Below are 16,071 nucleotides of genomic sequence, written 5' to 3'. Positions count from 1 at the left end.
TTTTAGATTAACTGCGATTGACCAAACTGACAACTGTTACTGCACATTTTTTGTTGAAAATATTTAACTGAATTGTTCGCTTATTTTACTGACAGTCGATCAGTTCAAAGCCTTTTACGGCTTGTATTCTGAAAAAAAATTGACTATAATTTGCGCCTTGCTAATTTATTCATTCAGGTAGGCTATGGCCAATAAAGAGGAACTCATCGAGTTCGAAGGCGTTGTCACCGAGACGCTTCCTAATACTATGTTCCGTGTACGTTTAGAAAACGGTCATGAAGTGATTGCTCACATCTCTGGCAAAATGCGTAAACACTATATCCGTATTTTGACTGGCGACAGTGTTAAAGTAGAAATGACACCTTATGATTTGACTAAGGGTCGTATCACTTACCGTGCGCGCTAAGTTTTAGCGAAGCGAAAAAGCCACTTTATAAGTGGCTTTTTTTGTATTTATTTCAATGCAATGATAAAAATTGACTGCAAAATTGCTTTCCTTTACAGTCTAAAAACATAAAAAATTCGATTATAAAATTCAAAATATAAAGACATAAAATCATATGAAATATCTAGGATTAGTCGGTGCTATCTTTTGTGTTGCTTGCGCCACGACAGGCCAAAAGCAACTCAATCAATCCCTACAACACTATATTGGACAGCCAGCTGATCAAGTTCGTAAAGAGCTCAACTTGAGTCAATTGGGCTACAAAGTGATGGGAGCACCTGTACAAAGCAATGAAAAACTCAGTTATACCATTTTACGCTCAATGCCAATTCCGATAGGTACACCGAATATCGGCACCAGTATAGCCATGGGCGCCCCTATCCCAACGCCGTCTAAAGGTGGTGTCACTGTCGATATGGAATGTAAAATCGAGTTCAAATTACGCAATCATATAATTGAATCCATTGACTATGTTGGCAGAGCTTGTTGATCCTGCATGAGAATCCTAGAGGCTAATCTTGCTCAGCTGACCGTGTATCAAATGACTACAGTGTTATACAGACCGATCTGACTAAACTGAATTTATTTCGTGAGGAACTGACCCATGAAATTTACTTTAGAACATCAGGTTTACGAAGATCAGCGTTTTATTCACCCGATACTGAGCATGGGATGCGTTCTAAGCATTGTATTATTGGCTGGCTGTACCACGACATCAACGATATCCTCCGTTGAGCGTGAACGCTATTTAGCCTCATTTATTGGTCAATCGAGCCAAACGATTCAAGCAGAACTCGACCTCAGCAAACTCGGCTATCAAAGAACCTCTCCCGTGGAGGTCAGTTCAGACTACCTTCGTTATCGTGTCGCACGCCCGATCACTATTCCTTTACCGATGGCGGAAAATCCTGCGATGGGCATGGGCAGCGGCGCTGCTGTGCCGATTCCCAGTGGAAATACACGCTATGAGGTTGAGTTAAACTGCCTTATTCAATTTCGCTTAAAGCATAATATTGCAACTGATGTCCGATTAACTGGTCGCACCTGTTAGCGCATCAATTCTAGGATTGATAATTTCTAGGCACAAAAAAACGCAGCATAAACGCTGCGTTTTTTGATTCGCCATTAGTTCAATGCAGAAACTACAGCTTGACCCATTTCAACAGTACCGACTTGAGTACTGCCTTCTGACATGATGTCACCTGTACGTAAGCCTTGATCTAAGACATTACCTACAGCATCTTCAATTGCTTTTGCCGCCGCTTCTTCACGGAAGGTATAACGTAGCATCATAGCAACAGACAGAATTGTTGCTAATGGGTTCGCAATGTTTTGACCTGCGATGTCTGGTGCTGAACCGTGGCAAGGTTCATACATACCTTTACCATTTTCATCTAAAGAAGCCGATGGCAGCATGCCGATAGAACCGGTTAACATCGCCGCTTCATCAGACAAGATATCGCCGAACAAGTTACCTGTCACGATTACATCAAACTGTTTTGGCGCACGGACCAATTGCATGGCAGCATTGTCAACATACATATGAGACAAGTTAATTTCAGGATACTGCTCTTCTTTTAACGCAGTTACAGTTTGTTTCCAAAGCTCAGTCACTTCTAGTACGTTGGCTTTATCCACTGAACACACTTTACCACCACGTAAGTTCGCCATTTCAAAAGCAACTTTGGCAATACGCTTGATTTCAGATTCTGCATATACGTCAGTATTGAAACCTTGTTTTTCGCCGTTTTCGAGTTCACGAATACCACGTGGTTGACCGAAATAGATCCCGCCAGTTAACTCACGTACGATCAAGATATCCAAACCTGCTACGATTTCAGGTTTTAAGCTCGACGCATCTGCAAGCTGCGGATAAAGAATGGCTGGACGTAAATTAGCAAATAAATTTAATTCTGAACGAATTTTTAATAGGCCACGTTCTGGACGAATTGAACGCTCAATGGTATCCCACTTAGGACCACCCACTGCACCCAATAAAATCGCATCAGCAGTCTTCGCTTGTGCTGCTGTTACATCTGGATAAGGTGAACCGTGCGCATCGATCGCTGCACCACCTAAAAGACCTTGTTCCCAAGTCAAACCTAAGTTGAATTTCTCGTTTACACGTGTCAGCACTTGTTCAGCCGCTTTCACGATTTCAGGACCAATACCATCACCTGGTAAAATCAAAATATGTTTTGACATGAGTCTTTCCATTTATACGCTGGCTTGATTACCAGTCAGATTTAAAGTTTCTTTTCTACAAACTCACCAAGTCCTGTGAGGACATTGTAGGGTCGGCAGAAACGTCGAATCGTTTTTGCACCTTGCTTTAAGTCTACACAGAGCGGATCAGGCGCAGATTTATCCAGTAAACTGCCTCTGTTTTTTGAACGCTCACGGTACATTTTAAAGGTGTACTCGTGTTTGGACCTAAAGTTGTGAATGACATGCAAGCGCTCTGCTTTTTCCTGAGAAATTGGATAATAGCGAATCACGATTTCATGCTGACCTGTAGGTACAGACAAATACAAAGGATTAGGTTCAGACAATGAACGACCATTCAACCGTACAATGCCTGCTTTAATCGCAGCACGTTGTACATGTTGATTATTTGGATCAACCACTTGTATTTGATCAAAACGCTCAAATTCACAATGCGCTGTACCTGCACAGTAAATCAGAGCATTATTTTTTGTACTTTCAGTTTCTTTCACATTTTTAATGCGTGCCGTGTCAAAGCTTTGACAGGCAGAGAGCGTTGCGAACAGCGCTCCCGTTACAACCAGCTGACCGAAGAACTTTTTCATTTTTCGAACCCAACCTGATAAATTCTGGCTAACGTATAAATTTTGTTTCGCCTGATATTAGCAAGACTTAAGCCGACTGACTACTAAGAAGTTCTACAGTGACACTGACTTAAGCTTTAATTTCTGCAAATACCCAAGGGCGAGATGCTTTGGTTTTTTCTTCATAAGCGCGAATATCATCGGCTGCTTGTAAGGTTAAACCGATATCATCCAAGCCATTCAATAGGCAGTGTTTACGGAATGGATCGACTTCAAATGTAAATGCTTCACCACTCGGTGTACGTACTTCTTGCGCAGCCAAATCAATGGTTAATTGATAGCCTTCAGATGCAGCACATTCTTTAAATAACTGATCGACGATCTCTTCAGACAAGATCACTGGCAACATGCCATTTTTAAAGCTGTTATTAAAGAAAATATCCGCATAGCTTGGTGCAATGACAGTACGGAAACCATATTCTTCTAATGCCCAAGGCGCATGCTCACGGCTCGAACCACAACCAAAGTTTGCACGAGAGATCAAAATCGACGCACCTTGATAACGCGGTTTGTTCAATTCGAAATCGGGGTTAATCGGACGTTTTGAAATGTCCTGACCTAAATAGCCTTCATCCAAATAGCGCAACTCATCAAATAAGTTGGCTCCGAAGCCTGTACGCTTAATAGATTTCAAAAACTGTTTTGGAATAATTAAATCTGTATCCACATTGGCACGGTCTAATGGTGCAACGATACCTTGTTCAACGGTATATTTTTTCATGCGATTTGCTCCTATTAGCCCTGATTAGAAGGTACGAACGTCAACGAAGTGACCTGCAATTGCCGCAGCTGCTGCCATTGCTGGACTCACCAAATGCGTACGACCACCATTACCTTGACGACCTTCGAAGTTACGGTTAGACGTTGATGCACAGTGCTCACCCGGTTGCAACTTGTCAGCATTCATTGCCAAACACATTGAGCAACCCGGCTCACGCCATTCAAAGCCTGCTTCAATTAAGATTTTATCTAAGCCTTCTGCTTCTGCTTGTGCTTTAACTAAACCTGAACCCGGAACCACCATGGCTTGTTTAATCGATGCCGCCACTTTTTTGCCTTTGGCCACTTCAGCCGCTGCACGAATATCTTCGATGCGTGAGTTGGTACATGAACCAATGAATACACGGTCTAATTGGATATCTGCCAAAGCTTGACCCGCTTCTAAGCCCATATAGTTGTATGCACGTGTCCAGTCATTACGCTGTACGTCATCTTTGGCTTGTTCTAAAGTTGGCACTGCTTGAGATACAGGAATCACCATCTCAGGAGAAGTCCCCCAAGACACTTGTGGCTCAATATCTTCACCTTGCAATACCACAACAGTATCAAAATGCGCACCTTCATCAGACACTAAAGTATTCCAATACTCTACTGCAGCGTCCCACTGTTCGCCCTTCGGTGCATACGGACGGTCTTTCACATAGGCAATGGTTTTGTCATCGACAGCCACCATACCCACGCGCGCGCCACCTTCGATCGCCATGTTACATACCGTCATACGACCTTCGATCGACATATCACGGAACACTTGACCACCAAATTCAATCGCGTGACCTGTACCACCCGCCGTACCGATTTTTCCGATAATCGCTAAAACCACGTCTTTAGGAGTTACGCCTTGACCCAATTGACCATCAACACGCACCAACATATTCTTCATTTTCTTTTGAACTAAGCATTGAGTCGCCAATACGTGTTCAACTTCCGATGTGCCGATACCATGAGCCAAGCAACCAAATGCACCATGCGTTGCAGTATGTGAGTCACCACATACCACGGTCATACCGGGCAAGGTTAAACCTTGTTCAGGCCCCACCACGTGCGCAATACCTTGACGTACATCGTTGATGTCAAACTGGGCAACATCAAAAGTTTTACAGTTGTCATCTAAAGTTTGCACTTGGATACGTGAGGTATCATCTTCAATACCCGCAATACCTTCAGCACGCTCCTTAGTAGACGTAGGTACGTTATGGTCTGGCGTTGCAACGTTAGCGCTTAAACGCCATGGTTTACGACCTGCAAGTTGTAGACCTTCAAAAGCTTGTGGAGAAGTCACTTCATGCAATAAATGACGGTCGATATACAATAATGAAGAGCCATCATCTCGTTGTTTTACTAGATGGTCATCCCACAATTTGTCATACAAGGTTTTTTTTGTTTGGGTTTCCGCTTTTTGGGTTTCGCCTGCCATGTCGATTTGCTCCACTGGACTGGGTAAATTCTTTCGTTAAATCGATTATAACCACGTATTCACATAAATCTAATTTATCATTTTTATTAGTTTAAAAACTTATAGGAATGATATTTAACTGCTGATTTCCGTTGCATTTTAATCACCATTGATGCGTTCAAAACACACTCACTTCAATACTTTCAGCAGATGAAACTTTAGATTTTTCTCCGAGTTTTTGATCACTTTCTGCCATTTTTAAACAGTGATTTAGAAATTCAATGATCATAAATTGAATTTTCTCTTTTACATTACAAATAAGAATCATTATTATTAACTCATTGCCAAGATTTATCAATTTAACAAGGAGCATTCTCATGGCACACATTAACAAGTTCGTCGAAAATAATCAGCGCATGTTCAAAAAAACCTTGAGCTATTACATCATGCATATCACGGTTGCGATGTTGGTTGGTTATTACGTGACTGGCAGTATTGCAATGGCTATTACCTTAAGTTTACTTGAACCAACTGTTCAAGCGGTTGCTTTTTTCTTCCACGAAAAAGCATGGGAAAAGAAAGATAAAGCAGCAGAGGAAAATATCCCCGCTTAATCCAACCCTGCTCCTTGTAAAAAAACCACCATCACGGTGGTTTTTTAATGATCTTAAAACGTTCTTTTACTCCATCCACTTTAACGTTCCATCGATTTCATCCTATAGATTCAATTGCAGACGGATCATCAAAGCTTGGTTTTTTGCTGTAAAGCCAGTTGGTCATGCGCCTCAACCAATTGTTCTATCGCAAGAATCAGTTTGTTTTTTGCCGCATTACACTCGGCAGCTGCACGGTTTTCGTCGTCTTCATCATCTGCGATTTCATATATCGCACAGCGCTTTTCGACTGTCCCTTCAAAAATATCCAATAAATTTTTAATGTGTTTAATATCCATCGCCTTCTCCCTGTGAGGTACAGCATCGCTAATCGATGCCGCCCTGACTGTACCTGTTGCTTTAATTATTCACTGAAAAGTATGTTCCCCAAGCCATCAAAACTTGAGTTCATTTTTTTGTTTTAGTTCAATACTGAATTAAAAAGAAACGTCATCGCTCCTCTTTAATTCAAACGGTTGAATTACTTTCCAGCCCTGTATTTTTTATATTATGCATAACTCTGGTTTCGGTTTAAAAAATAACTTTGTAACAGCGCATTTGAGCTGAAAATGTCACAGCCCAATCTTAAATCATGCAGTGACCAAGTACTCAAATAACACTATTGAACCCTGAAAATCCCCTCAGATTTAAAGCGTCATCTGGCTTGAACGCCTAGTTTTAAATCAAAAGATACAACTTTTCCTTTGATTTATTCTTAAAATATTATAACAATGAGACTACGCATAAAAATTCTTTATAGGAATGAAGATGAATCTCGCAGCCTTTGAAGCCTTTGTAAAAGTTATGGAAACTGGTTCGATCTCCTTGGCAGCAGATCAGCTCTTCATTACGCAACCTGCTGTGACCAAGCGTATTCACAGTTTAGAAGAATACTTCGGTGTCAAACTTTTTGAATCCGCGGGTCGTGGTGTTCAAGCGACGCATGCAGCAAACTCTCTCTTGCCAAAAGTGAAAAGCTGGCTGAATGAATTGGGTGATATTCACCATACGCTCAGCCATGAGCAAGGTCAGGTTCAAGGTAAACTGAAAATTGGTACCAGTCATCATATCGGCTTACACCATTTACCAGCGCATTTGCGTCAATATGTGCAACAGTTTCCGGAAGTAACCTTAGATGTACACTTTGTTGATTCTGAACAGGCCCATGAGCAAGTTTTGGCTGGCGACTTAGAGTTGGCATTTTTGACTTTACCACCACAAGGTGACAGCCGTTTAAAATACATCACGACATGGAATGATCCACTGGTATTCGTGGTTGCACCTTTCCATCCTTTGGCGCAAGTTGAGCATTTAACCTTAGAAGATTTGATCCAATACCCAAGTCTATTGCCTGCGGCGCAAACCTATACCAGTCAAATTACCTTGGCTGAGTTTGAAAAGTATGGCCTGAAGCCAAAAGTCACCATGAGCAATAACTCACTTGAGTCGATTCGCATGTTGGTTTCAATTGGTCTCGGTTGGTCAGTCCTTCCTAAAACATTATTGAACCAAGATTTAAAACAATTGAATTTACCTTCAAACATGAATCGTCAATTGGGGATGGTATGGCATCCAGGCCGTACTCAATCACTTGCTGCACAAAAACTGGTTGAATTGATGAAACACATCTAATTCATTTTTTGCCTACAAAATTCAATTATTAATCAAGCCACCGCTATGGTGGCTTTTTTTAGTGATCTGTTTGAGCATTTAGAAAAAGCGAATGATTTTCTATATGTTGAATGGTCGCTTAAATTTATTTTGCATTAAAAATGGGATCACCTATTTCAGCCGATCCCATTAAAAAAACCAAGGAAGACCTGTCAGTTTTACTTCGTCAACGAATCTTCATGTAATGATTCATTCAATTGATCGACAATAATCGCCCATTCACCATCTGACTTAATTTTTTCGGCCAAGAACTGGCGCTGAGCATCTGTCCAATAATCTGCTTCGGTAATTTTAGTTTGGGCACTGAGTTGATGCGTCACGATAAATAAAGCAATCGCGTCTTCACTTGAATCTAAACCCAGTTGTTCAAATAGATGAGTCATGCGTGGACGTACACTCATTGTCGTTCTCCGTGTTAAAACGTATTGTTTATGGATACAAAATTATTCTGTTTTAAGGATATAACACGGAACGAACACGTACTCAATTACAGAATTCTACAGTGGTGAAAATTGAATAAAAGGCAAACTAAGCATAATCATCACGACAGATTGAATAAATACCAACAACAAAGGCAGCCCCCAGTTCACTCCACCTTCTTCAGCAAACACCTGCTCACTATATTTCGGCTGCTGCATATAGGCTTTGGTCTTTTGCACCGCAAAATCGCTATAAAGCCGCTTTCCGATGCCAGCGAGTATGAGGTTAGGAATCAATGCTAGCCCCATCAAGACTTGATCAGGCACTCCGATGATGAGTGCCAACATACTAATCAAAAAACCAACCGCAAAGAATAAGAAGAAATAGCGATACATCTTCCGATAGAGTAACCAATAGGGCCCAAAAATTAACCCCGCCCAACTCAGGCCACTGTTCTGCCCACCTTGTTGTTCTATGAACTTTAAATAAGATTGAGCACGTGGCCCTATAAAGATTTGAATTAAATGTTTAAAAGAAGCTTCTGTCTGCATACGGAGCGATAGTTCAAATTAGTGAGCTGAAGTTTAATCAAAAGGACGTCAAATAAAAAAGCATCTAATGATGCTTTTTTATCATATCTATTTTTAGGCTTGAATTGACCAGTCTTGAATGTCCCAACCTTGTTCTTTTGCTAGGACCTCTAAACGGTCATCTGGGTTAATTGCAAAGGCATGATCGGCATATTCCAATAGGAAGCGGTCATTAATCGAATCTGAATAGGCCCAAGATTCTGTCACATCACGACCTTCTAACCATTGATTCAAACGGACTAATTTGCCCTTTTGGTAGCACGGAGTATTAATCACTTTACCCGTATATTTACCATCCACAACTTCGGCATTGGTTGCAATGATTTCAGTAATACCAAATTCACGAAAAATCGGTGCGGTAATAAAATCAGACGTTGCGGTGATCCCGACCAATTGATGCCCTGCATCTTGATGGCGCTGAATGGCAGCAAAGCCCTCTGGACGCATTTGCGCACGAATGACTTTTTTCATAAACAACTGATGTAACTCAGTTAAGTAGGCATTGTCATGTTGAGTTAAAAACTCAAATACAAATTCATTATAAGCAATCGGGTCAAGCTGGCCTTTTTTATAATCATCATAAAATTTATCATTCATGGCACGATGATGAATTGGATCAACCAAGCCTTCATTGACCAAAAACTCCCCCCAAGAATGGTCTGAGTCGGTATTTAATAAGGTGTGATCAAGGTCAAACAGTGCCAATTTCATGAAAATACTCGTAAAAGCTGAAATTTAAGAAAAAAATTGTAAATCTATCTCCGCTAGTCGATAGAAATTCGTTAAGATCATAACAATTTTAACATTTTTACACTTTGCTTTTTCGAGATGGACACAGAAATAAACGTCCCCGTGAGCAAAGTCATAAATTACACAATATTTAGGTAGCCAAATGATCGATTCAGAAGGTTTCCGACCCAACGTCGGGATCATTTTGGCAAACGACATTGGACAAGTTTTATGGGCAAAGCGCATTGGTCACAATGCCTGGCAATTTCCACAAGGAGGTATCCAACATGGAGAAACCCCCGAACAGGCACTTTACCGTGAGCTGAGAGAAGAAGTTGGCTTACTGCCCGAACACGTCCAGGTGATAGCACAAACCCAAGGGTGGTTGCGCTATCGTTTGCCACATCGGTATATACGTACGGATTCAGACCCCGTTTGTATTGGTCAAAAACAAAAGTGGTTTTTATTAAAACTGACGGCTTCGGCACAGCATATTCAGCTGGATTTGTCAGACCCACCAGAGTTTGATCAATGGCAATGGGTCAGCTATTGGTACCCTTTGGGTCAAGTGGTGAATTTTAAACGCGATGTATATCGTAAAGCCATGGTGGAGCTGTGCAATCAGCTTCCGCAAAAACCGTAAAAATTTGCAGAATGGATGCAGATTTTTAGGATGAGTGTTGTTATAAATAAAGCAGAATAAATTTTGGAGCAGACACGATGTCGAACATGCAACTGGATACCTTAAGACGCATAGTCCAAGAGATTAATGCGTCGGCCAGTTTGCATGAATCTTTAGACATTATGGTCAATCAAGTGGCCGAAGCCATGCATGTGGATGTCTGCTCAATCTACTTGCTTGATGAACGAAATCATCGTTATTTACTGATGGCTTCTAAGGGTTTAAACCCTGAAGCCGTTGGGCATGTCTCTTTGCATACCAGTGAGGGTTTGGTCGGCTTAGTTGGACAACGTGAAGAAATCGTCAACTTAGACAATGCACCGAAGCATGAACGCTTTATGTATCTGCCAGAAACGGGGGAAGAAATTTACAATTCCTTCCTCGGGGTTCCGGTGATGTATCGCCGTAAAGTTATGGGCGTCTTGGTGGTTCAAAACAAAGAGCCTCAAGACTTTAGCGAAGCTGCCGAATCTTTCCTCGTGACCCTGTGCGCTCAACTTTCAGGGGTGATTGCCCATGCACATGCCGTCGGGAATATTGAAGTCTTTCGTAAACCAAACAACCTCCCTGCCTATAAAACTTTCCAAGGTATTTCAGGTTCAGGCGGTATTGCGCTAGGTCGTGCAGTCATCCTGTATCCACCTGCTGATTTGGCTTCAGTCCCCGATCGTGAAGCCGATGACATCAGTGAAGAACTCGAATTACTCGACAATGCCATAGACGCAGTTCGTCAAGAAATTTTGTCTCTCGATGAAAAGATGCAAGATGCCCTCATGGCCGAAGAGCGGGCATTATTTAGCGTGTTCTTGCGGATGCTCGATGCCAATGCCCTCCCCGCGGAAATCAAAAGTGAAATTCGTGACGGTAACTGGGCACAAGGTTCGGTACGCATTGTTATTGATAAACACATTGCGCTCTTTGCACAGATGGAAGATGACTATCTCCGCGAACGTGTTTCAGACTTAAAAGATCTAGGGCGTCGTATCTTGGCCTTTTTGCAAGAAGCAGATGCCAGTCACCGTGAAATCACCGATGAAAGCATTTTAATTGGTGAAGAAATTTCTACGGCTGCCTTGGTTGAACTCCCTGTCGATAAAATAGCGGCGATTGTGACCACCGAAGGTGCCATGAACTCACACATGGTGATTGTGGCACGTGCCCTCGGCATTCCAACTGTAGTCGGCGTGACTGAACTGCCGATTAATACCCTCGATGATGTTGAAATGATTGTCGATGCACATCAAGGTCGTGTATTCATCAATCCACCTCGTCGTTTACGCACACGTTATAAAGAGATTCAAAAAGAAGAAGAGCAAATTGCTAAAGATCTGAAGCAATACGAAACCAAAGATGCCATCACCCCTGACGGTGTTGCGGTTCGATTGTTTGTAAATACTGGCTTGATGATCGATGTGGTTCGCGGTGTACAACGTGGCGCCAAAGGTGTCGGTCTATACCGTTCTGAAATTCCATTTATGCTGCGTGATCGCTTCCCCGGTGAAGAAGAACAGCGCGCTATTTATCGTCAACAGCTCAGTCATTTTGCCAATAAACCAGTGGTGATGCGTACCCTCGATATTGGTGCAGATAAAGACCTTCCTTATTTCTCGATTGAAGAAGAAAACTCAGCACTAGGTTGGCGTGGAATTCGCTTTACCCTCGATCATCCTGAGATTTTTTCAGCCCAAATTCGTGCCATGCTCAAAGCCAGTATTGGCCTGAATAACTTGCATATATTGCTGCCGATGGTGACCAGTGTCAGCGAAGTCGAAGAAGCGTTGTATTTGCTCGATCGTGACTGGCAAGCGGTGCAAGAAGAAGAACAGGTGAAAATTACCAAACCCAAAATCGGCATCATGGTCGAAGTGCCGAGTGTGCTGTTACAGATCGATGAGTTTGCTGAATTGGTTGACTTCTTCTCGGTCGGATCTAACGATTTAACCCAATACTTACTTGCGGTTGACCGAAATAACCCACGGGTTGCCAATGTCTATTCACACTCACACCCAGCCGTACTTCGTGCGCTGACTCGCTTGGTGCAAGAATGTCATAAATACGACAAGCCGATTAGTATTTGTGGAGAAATGGCCGGTGATCCACTCACCGCTATTTTACTGATGGCGATGGGCTTTAATACCCTATCGATGAGTTCGAGTAATATCCTCAAAGTCCGTAAAGCCATCTGCCATGTGCCGATGCCAGATGCAAAAGAGCTCTTGGATCGTGCTTTGAGCATGAATAATCCACTGATGGTGAAAAGCATGATGGAGTACTACTTCAAGACTCATGGTCTTGGTGATATGGTGAAATCGGCAACCCGAATCGTGAGTGCTTAAGAACACTCATGTAAAATAATAAAATGAGGTGATGATGGATTTTTTATTTTTTCTGGCTTTTGTCGCAATTGCCTTTTATATGACAAAGATCCATCCGCAACTCAAACAAAAAATGTTAGAGCTGCAACACGATACACCGATTGAAAAAGTATCCTCAACTCGACCTAGACCGTCCCAAGCACAACAAGTCAATATACGCCCAACCAAGCCAACAAAATCCAAAGCTCCGGTCAGCCGCTCTCGTATTCCCCCCTTACTCGGTATAGAAATTACTGCGTCACAGCAGCGCCGCTTAGGTAAAAATGATCCATCGGTGCTGGCTGCACAGCGCGCCAAACAGCTAAACCAGACGCATCACACTGACTCAACATGGTTTGAGCAATTGACCAGTCAAGTGGAACACGTACTCCAGCAAACCAATGACGCCTCAAAACATCAAAGTACAGCGTCTAGACCGCAACAAAAATCCGCATTCAACAAAATGTTTGAAGACTTATTTTCAAAATAAGCCGTGTTTTAAGGTTCTACATTTAAACTCAAAACCCATGCGTTCAATCCCGCATGGAACCATCTGAATGAACGTCGGTATCTTATTATTCAACGAAGTTGAAGTCTTAGATGCTGCGGGGATTTCTTCGGGGATCAATGCATCTCTTTATATTGTGGCCAAATTGCATGGCCTAGAGATTGCGAAGCGAACAGTAAAACGTATGGAATATGATGTGAACTTTGTTTAAGCAGATGCTGAAGCCGAATCATTTAGTAGACTACAAACTGAGAAAACACACTGAAATAAAAAGGGAGATAATCATTCGAATATCCCCCTTTTTTGTGCTTTGCATAGCCACGTTTTGCATTTTTCTTTCGATCTACAAAAGTTTGGCTTTTGTTAAAATCGTTCATGTGTTTTGCCACAAAGTTGCGAACTTCAACTTCAGGCAGGACTTTTTTCTTTGCCATTTGCATTCACCTTTTTGCCTATACAGCACCCTCGTACTGTAGTGCATATATTGATCTATTTTTAGATTTTTTCAAGCACTTTCCTATGGCTTTTTGATACAGCGTAGTTAGCCCCAAGGCCATAAAAAAATTGCTTTGCCACATTATTTCCCTCTCCCTAACCCTCTCCCATTGAGAGAGGGAAATACGTTGTATTTAGCTAGCAAAAGCCCGTTCTAATACTCGCTCTACATCGACCTTTTTAGCATCCAGCATGCCCACCACTTGCCCGTGTTTTGCGCTATAACGGCTTTGAATAAAGCCATTTGCTACATAGTCAGGCGCATAGCGTTTTAGTAAAACCGCTTGTGCCAATACGGTTAAACGACTCACTAAACTGCGCCCCATAAATTGTAAATCTTCAGGCGATTGATGGAACAATCTGAACAAGTCCTGCAATTCAGTTTGCAAGCTTTCATCTGTACTTACTGTACTCGCCAAATCTTTAAACAGCACTTCAATGGATTCAGGCTCGCGCCCAATCGCGCGCAGCACATCCAAGCACATGACATTGCCTGAACCTTCCCAAATGGTATTTACAGGCGCTTCTTTAAAGATACGCGCCATGATGCCGTTATCGACATAACCATTGCCGCCAAAGACTTCCATCATCTCACCAGTTAGTTCGACTGCACGTTTACAAATCCAAAACTTAGCTGCTGGGGTCATGATGCGTTTCCATGCCACAGACAAAGTATCATCCGATTCATAGCACTGCGCCAAATGGAAACTGAGCTGCGTCGCTGCTTCACTTTCTAAAGCCAAATCTGCCAAGACTGCACGCATAAGCGGTTGATCAATCAAATGTTTACCAAAAGCCTGACGCTGACGGGTATAGGCAATGCATTGCACCAAAGCTTGACGCAGCATGGCGCTCGAACCGACCGAACAGGTCAGACGGGTGTAATTCGCCATTTCAATAATGGTTGGAATGCCACGCCCTGCCTCACCAATCATAATGCCCCACGCATTTTTGAATTCGACTTCCGAGCTTGAATTACTGCGGTTACCGACTTTTTCTTTTAGGCGTTGCACCTGAATATTATTCTTCGTGCCATCTTCCAACCAACGCTGTACAAAGAAACACGCCAAGCCATCTTGTTCGGTTTTTGCCACCACCAAATGCGCATCACACATCGGCGCAGAGAAAAACCATTTATGCCCTGTGAGCAAATATGCTTCGCCTCGTCCTGTTTCTGCTACAGGTACAGCGATGGTTTCATTGGCACGCACATCCGAACCGCCCTGCTTTTCAGTCATGCCCATACCGAGCCAAATCGACTTTTTCTGTGCAATCGGCACATCACGTTCATCATATTCCGTCGAAAGTAGTTTCTCGCCAATCTTTGCCCACAGTTCAGGCTCTCGCTGAATGAGTGGAATACTGCCCAGCGTCATGGAGTTTGGGCATAAGTTGCCGCATTCGACCTGACCTGCTAAATAAAAACGTGCTGCCCATTCTACCCATTTACTCTTTGAGTTTGGCTGATTAAAAGGATGCGCATGGGTATCAAACTGACGGTTGAGTCCCATCCATTTATGCCATGAAGGATGAAATTCGATAAAGTCAGTACGGCGACCACGAGCATCGAAGGCATGTAAAATTGGGGTATGTTTGTTGGCTAAAGCCCCATGCTGAAAGTATTCACTCGAACCTGCGACTTTGCCCATTTCGCATAAGATCGGCTGATCGTGGCTGCCATAGCGCTTTAAGATTTCATGTAAAACCGTATCGCTTGAAAATAGATTGTAGTTTTCCAGTTCATTAAATTGGTTGCTGATTTGATGCGTCATCCATGTCTGTTCTAATGTATTCATCGTCTATATTTTCCGCTTGTTCTTGTTGGCTTTTCATTTCAGTATAGAGAAAATTTAAAGCATAGACGTTCGGTTTTCCGCGCTTAAAAATATGAAGCATTCAGCCATTCAAATACGGCGTAAGCCACGTCAATCACGTGCCAAACTGACGCAAGAGGCATTGCAAGAAAGTTTTGTTCGGCTTTTGCATGAGCGCCCTGCCGACAAAATTACCATTCGTGAAATTACCGACATTGCAGGCGTTGGCTTAGGGACATTTTATGAATATTTTTCCAAGAAGGAAGATTTGATTGCGCTGACCATTCATTTACATGTGAAGCACAATGCCGAACAGATGAAAACTTATGCACAATCGCTGATGAAGTTATCCACAGATTTGGATTTTCAAGAGTATTTACAGCAAATCATCCACTTCCAAATTGAGCAAATTCAAGCGCAGCAGTTTTTATGGTCACAGGTGTTTTTATTGGAACGGCGGATTTCAGATATTGAAAGTTACCGTAAAAGTTATGTCATGATGGTGCAAATGTGGCAACACATGCTTAAGCCTTTTATAAATAACGAGGAAAAGCTCAAGCCAATGGCTTTAAATATACAAAGAGTGTGTTATGGCTTTGTGTCGCAAAGCTTGTTGATCGTACCAAACTTTACTGAATGGGATGAATTAAAGCGAGATATAATTCATATGTTGCGCGATTAGACTTCG

Annotated in this window: 20 protein-coding genes; 10 read left to right on the top strand and 10 right to left on the bottom strand. The window is 42.3% G+C overall.

The genetic code is table 11. The features are described from left to right. The first annotated feature begins 184 nt into the window (after positions 1 to 184). The 3 genes from infA to FTU79_RS02400 all read left to right on the top strand — a co-directional run bounded on the left by infA (position 185) and on the right by FTU79_RS02400 (position 1,496). Positions 185 to 406: a translation initiation factor IF-1 gene (gene infA, locus FTU79_RS02410; RefSeq protein ID WP_001284370.1), complete on the top strand. Its 222-nt coding sequence runs from the start codon at positions 185 to 187 to the stop codon at positions 404 to 406. 154 nt (positions 407 to 560) lie between these two features. Continuing rightward, positions 561 to 935, top strand: a complete 375-nt coding sequence (locus FTU79_RS02405; RefSeq protein ID WP_180048828.1) for a hypothetical protein — start codon at positions 561 to 563, stop codon at positions 933 to 935. Between the two features lie 114 nt (positions 936 to 1,049). Continuing rightward, the gene (locus FTU79_RS02400) at positions 1,050 to 1,496 is read left to right on the top strand and encodes a hypothetical protein (RefSeq protein ID WP_373685640.1); all 447 of its coding nucleotides are present in this window, start codon (positions 1,050 to 1,052) and stop codon (positions 1,494 to 1,496) included. 74 nt (positions 1,497 to 1,570) lie between these two features. Here the strand turns inward: FTU79_RS02400 and leuB are convergent, their stop codons facing one another. The 4 genes from leuB to leuC all read right to left on the bottom strand — a co-directional run bounded on the left by leuB (position 1,571) and on the right by leuC (position 5,488). After that, the gene (gene leuB / locus FTU79_RS02395; protein WP_078189719.1) at positions 1,571 to 2,650 is read right to left on the bottom strand and encodes a 3-isopropylmalate dehydrogenase; all 1,080 of its coding nucleotides are present in this window, start codon (positions 2,648 to 2,650) and stop codon (positions 1,571 to 1,573) included. Between the two features lie 41 nt (positions 2,651 to 2,691). Next, the gene (locus FTU79_RS02390; RefSeq protein WP_180048827.1) at positions 2,692 to 3,255 is read right to left on the bottom strand and encodes a hypothetical protein; all 564 of its coding nucleotides are present in this window, start codon (positions 3,253 to 3,255) and stop codon (positions 2,692 to 2,694) included. Between the two features lie 109 nt (positions 3,256 to 3,364). Next, the gene (gene leuD / locus FTU79_RS02385; protein ID WP_078189721.1) at positions 3,365 to 4,015 is read right to left on the bottom strand and encodes a 3-isopropylmalate dehydratase small subunit; all 651 of its coding nucleotides are present in this window, start codon (positions 4,013 to 4,015) and stop codon (positions 3,365 to 3,367) included. 24 nt (positions 4,016 to 4,039) lie between these two features. Beyond that, a complete protein-coding gene (gene leuC, locus FTU79_RS02380; protein WP_180048826.1) occupies positions 4,040 to 5,488 on the bottom strand; it encodes a 3-isopropylmalate dehydratase large subunit in 1,449 nt (482 codons plus the stop codon). Between the two features lie 356 nt (positions 5,489 to 5,844). Here leuC and FTU79_RS02375 point away from each other — a divergent pair, with 356 nt between their 5' ends. Continuing rightward, positions 5,845 to 6,081 carry a DUF2061 domain-containing protein gene (locus tag FTU79_RS02375; RefSeq protein ID WP_078189723.1) on the top strand — a complete coding sequence of 79 codons (237 nt, stop codon included), beginning with the start codon at positions 5,845 to 5,847 and terminating at the stop codon, positions 6,079 to 6,081. A gap of 128 nt (positions 6,082 to 6,209) precedes the next feature. Here FTU79_RS02375 and FTU79_RS02370 read toward each other — a convergent pair whose 3' ends face one another. Further along, positions 6,210 to 6,419 (bottom strand): hypothetical protein, encoded by a 210-nt coding sequence (locus tag FTU79_RS02370; RefSeq protein WP_180024477.1) that lies wholly within the window; start codon positions 6,417 to 6,419, stop codon positions 6,210 to 6,212. Between the two features lie 469 nt (positions 6,420 to 6,888). Here FTU79_RS02370 and FTU79_RS02365 point away from each other — a divergent pair, with 469 nt between their 5' ends. Further along, on the top strand, positions 6,889 to 7,752 hold the full coding sequence (locus tag FTU79_RS02365) for a LysR family transcriptional regulator (protein WP_078189725.1): 864 nt from the start codon (positions 6,889 to 6,891) through the stop codon (positions 7,750 to 7,752). A 197-nt stretch (positions 7,753 to 7,949) separates the two neighbouring features. On the opposite strand, the gene FTU79_RS02360 is transcribed toward FTU79_RS02365, so the two are convergent. The 3 genes from FTU79_RS02360 to FTU79_RS02350 all read right to left on the bottom strand — a co-directional run bounded on the left by FTU79_RS02360 (position 7,950) and on the right by FTU79_RS02350 (position 9,512). After that, the gene (locus FTU79_RS02360; protein ID WP_078189726.1) at positions 7,950 to 8,192 is read right to left on the bottom strand and encodes a DUF2789 family protein; all 243 of its coding nucleotides are present in this window, start codon (positions 8,190 to 8,192) and stop codon (positions 7,950 to 7,952) included. Positions 8,193 to 8,288: 96 nt separating this feature from the next. Further along, positions 8,289 to 8,762, bottom strand: a complete 474-nt coding sequence (locus FTU79_RS02355) for a DUF2628 domain-containing protein (RefSeq protein ID WP_168377917.1) — start codon at positions 8,760 to 8,762, stop codon at positions 8,289 to 8,291. Between the two features lie 93 nt (positions 8,763 to 8,855). Further along, complete coding sequence (locus FTU79_RS02350; RefSeq protein WP_078189728.1) at positions 8,856 to 9,512, bottom strand: HAD family phosphatase; 657 nt, start codon at positions 9,510 to 9,512, stop codon at positions 8,856 to 8,858. A gap of 181 nt (positions 9,513 to 9,693) precedes the next feature. Between FTU79_RS02350 and FTU79_RS02345 the strand changes: the two genes are divergently transcribed. The 4 genes from FTU79_RS02345 to FTU79_RS02330 all read left to right on the top strand — a co-directional run bounded on the left by FTU79_RS02345 (position 9,694) and on the right by FTU79_RS02330 (position 13,285). Beyond that, positions 9,694 to 10,173 carry an RNA pyrophosphohydrolase gene (locus tag FTU79_RS02345; RefSeq protein ID WP_078189729.1) on the top strand — a complete coding sequence of 160 codons (480 nt, stop codon included), beginning with the start codon at positions 9,694 to 9,696 and terminating at the stop codon, positions 10,171 to 10,173. A 77-nt stretch (positions 10,174 to 10,250) separates the two neighbouring features. Next, entirely contained in the window at positions 10,251 to 12,548 is a 2,298-nt protein-coding gene (gene ptsP, locus FTU79_RS02340; RefSeq protein ID WP_180005299.1) for a phosphoenolpyruvate--protein phosphotransferase, read from the top strand. Between the two features lie 79 nt (positions 12,549 to 12,627). Then, positions 12,628 to 13,056: a hypothetical protein gene (locus tag FTU79_RS02335; protein ID WP_180048825.1), complete on the top strand. Its 429-nt coding sequence runs from the start codon at positions 12,628 to 12,630 to the stop codon at positions 13,054 to 13,056. A 67-nt stretch (positions 13,057 to 13,123) separates the two neighbouring features. After that, on the top strand, positions 13,124 to 13,285 hold the full coding sequence (locus tag FTU79_RS02330; protein ID WP_180048824.1) for a hypothetical protein: 162 nt from the start codon (positions 13,124 to 13,126) through the stop codon (positions 13,283 to 13,285). Between the two features lie 22 nt (positions 13,286 to 13,307). Here FTU79_RS02330 and FTU79_RS02325 read toward each other — a convergent pair whose 3' ends face one another. Then, positions 13,308 to 13,508 carry a hypothetical protein gene (locus tag FTU79_RS02325; protein WP_180042069.1) on the bottom strand — a complete coding sequence of 67 codons (201 nt, stop codon included), beginning with the start codon at positions 13,506 to 13,508 and terminating at the stop codon, positions 13,308 to 13,310. A 195-nt stretch (positions 13,509 to 13,703) separates the two neighbouring features. Then, positions 13,704 to 15,365, bottom strand: coding sequence for an acyl-CoA dehydrogenase family protein (locus tag FTU79_RS02320; protein WP_180048823.1), 1,662 nt, complete (start codon positions 15,363 to 15,365; stop codon positions 13,704 to 13,706). Between the two features lie 91 nt (positions 15,366 to 15,456). On the opposite strand from FTU79_RS02320, the gene FTU79_RS02315 reads away from it, so the two are divergent. Then, positions 15,457 to 16,065 (top strand): TetR/AcrR family transcriptional regulator, encoded by a 609-nt coding sequence (locus FTU79_RS02315; protein WP_180048822.1) that lies wholly within the window; start codon positions 15,457 to 15,459, stop codon positions 16,063 to 16,065. The last annotated feature ends 6 nt before the right edge of the window (positions 16,066 to 16,071 follow it).

This window comes from Acinetobacter sp. YH12144, from assembly GCF_013418345.1.
Taxonomy (GTDB): domain Bacteria; phylum Pseudomonadota; class Gammaproteobacteria; order Pseudomonadales; family Moraxellaceae; genus Acinetobacter; species Acinetobacter amyesii.
Note: the sequence above shows the minus strand (reverse complement) of the source record. Positions and strands in the feature narration are given on the sequence as shown.

What these genes read in the sequence shown, in the direction of transcription:
- infA (WP_001284370.1), top strand. Translation starts at nt 185, where the DNA reads ATGGCCAATAAAGAGGAACTCATCGAGTTCGAAGGCGTTGTCACCGAG.
- FTU79_RS02405 (WP_180048828.1), top strand. Translation starts at nt 561, where the DNA reads ATGAAATATCTAGGATTAGTCGGTGCTATCTTTTGTGTTGCTTGCGCC.
- FTU79_RS02400 (WP_373685640.1), top strand. Translation starts at nt 1,050, where the DNA reads ATGAAATTTACTTTAGAACATCAGGTTTACGAAGATCAGCGTTTTATT.
- leuB (WP_078189719.1), bottom strand. Translation starts at nt 2,650, where the DNA reads ATGTCAAAACATATTTTGATTTTACCAGGTGATGGTATTGGTCCTGAA.
- FTU79_RS02390 (WP_180048827.1), bottom strand. Translation starts at nt 3,255, where the DNA reads ATGAAAAAGTTCTTCGGTCAGCTGGTTGTAACGGGAGCGCTGTTCGCA.
- leuD (WP_078189721.1), bottom strand. Translation starts at nt 4,015, where the DNA reads ATGAAAAAATATACCGTTGAACAAGGTATCGTTGCACCATTAGACCGT.
- leuC (WP_180048826.1), bottom strand. Translation starts at nt 5,488, where the DNA reads ATGGCAGGCGAAACCCAAAAAGCGGAAACCCAAACAAAAAAAACCTTG.
- FTU79_RS02375 (WP_078189723.1), top strand. Translation starts at nt 5,845, where the DNA reads ATGGCACACATTAACAAGTTCGTCGAAAATAATCAGCGCATGTTCAAA.
- FTU79_RS02370 (WP_180024477.1), bottom strand. Translation starts at nt 6,419, where the DNA reads ATGGATATTAAACACATTAAAAATTTATTGGATATTTTTGAAGGGACA.
- FTU79_RS02365 (WP_078189725.1), top strand. Translation starts at nt 6,889, where the DNA reads ATGAATCTCGCAGCCTTTGAAGCCTTTGTAAAAGTTATGGAAACTGGT.
- FTU79_RS02360 (WP_078189726.1), bottom strand. Translation starts at nt 8,192, where the DNA reads ATGAGTGTACGTCCACGCATGACTCATCTATTTGAACAACTGGGTTTA.
- FTU79_RS02355 (WP_168377917.1), bottom strand. Translation starts at nt 8,762, where the DNA reads ATGCAGACAGAAGCTTCTTTTAAACATTTAATTCAAATCTTTATAGGG.
- FTU79_RS02350 (WP_078189728.1), bottom strand. Translation starts at nt 9,512, where the DNA reads ATGAAATTGGCACTGTTTGACCTTGATCACACCTTATTAAATACCGAC.
- FTU79_RS02345 (WP_078189729.1), top strand. Translation starts at nt 9,694, where the DNA reads ATGATCGATTCAGAAGGTTTCCGACCCAACGTCGGGATCATTTTGGCA.
- ptsP (WP_180005299.1), top strand. Translation starts at nt 10,251, where the DNA reads ATGTCGAACATGCAACTGGATACCTTAAGACGCATAGTCCAAGAGATT.
- FTU79_RS02335 (WP_180048825.1), top strand. Translation starts at nt 12,628, where the DNA reads ATGACAAAGATCCATCCGCAACTCAAACAAAAAATGTTAGAGCTGCAA.
- FTU79_RS02330 (WP_180048824.1), top strand. Translation starts at nt 13,124, where the DNA reads ATGAACGTCGGTATCTTATTATTCAACGAAGTTGAAGTCTTAGATGCT.
- FTU79_RS02325 (WP_180042069.1), bottom strand. Translation starts at nt 13,508, where the DNA reads ATGGCAAAGAAAAAAGTCCTGCCTGAAGTTGAAGTTCGCAACTTTGTG.
- FTU79_RS02320 (WP_180048823.1), bottom strand. Translation starts at nt 15,365, where the DNA reads ATGAATACATTAGAACAGACATGGATGACGCATCAAATCAGCAACCAA.
- FTU79_RS02315 (WP_180048822.1), top strand. Translation starts at nt 15,457, where the DNA reads ATGAAGCATTCAGCCATTCAAATACGGCGTAAGCCACGTCAATCACGT.